Source organism: Microvirga rosea, from assembly GCF_020595095.1.
Taxonomy (GTDB): Bacteria; Pseudomonadota; Alphaproteobacteria; order Rhizobiales; family Beijerinckiaceae; genus Microvirga; species Microvirga rosea.
The window spans coordinates 1-649 of the sequence record NZ_JAJDOP010000036.1 but is presented as its reverse complement, the minus strand read 5'-3'; the positions used below and the strand labels follow the sequence as shown (position 1 = coordinate 649).

Genomic DNA, 649 nt, shown 5'->3' with positions numbered 1-649 from the left:
TCGACCGACATCACCGGCACCACCGGCGCCGATACCCTCAAGGGCACCACCGGCGCCGACACCCTCAAGGGCCTGGCCGGCAACGACACCTATGTGGTCAACCACACCGGCGACAAGGTCGTCGAGCTCGCCGGCCAGGGCACCGATACGGTCCAGAGCACGATCACCCACACCCTAGCGGCCAATGTCGAGAACCTGCAGCTCACCGGCGACGGCGCCATCAACGGCACCGGCAACAGCCTGGACAACGTCATCACCGGCTATGGCGGCGCCAACGTCCTCAACGGCGGTGACGGCAACGACACCCTCAACGGCTGGGGCGGCAAGGACACACTGATCGGCGGCAACGGCCGGGACGTGTTCCAGTTCAGCGACAAGTACAGCGCCGACGGCGACAAGGTGATGGACTTCGTGCACGGCACCGACAAGCTCGACTTCGGCAAGATCGATGCCGACACGACCAAGGCGGGCGACCAGGCCTTCATCTTCGACGGCTATGCGTCGAGCGGCCGGAGCGGACACATCTGGGCGGTGGAAGACGCAGCCGCCAACGTGACGCATCTTTACGCCAATGCCGGCAACTTCACGACCCATGTGGATCTCGTCGGCACCAAGCTCGCGCTCGCCGCAACCGACTTCATCCTGTAAG

At 65.0% G+C, this 649-nt stretch carries 1 protein-coding gene; it reads left to right on the top strand.

Annotated features, from left to right (window positions below):
• The coding region (locus LJD17_RS23925; RefSeq protein ID WP_227386760.1) for a calcium-binding protein at nt 1-648 on the top strand (648 nt) is incomplete at its 5' end.
• Between the last annotated feature and the right edge of the window lies 1 nt (nt 649).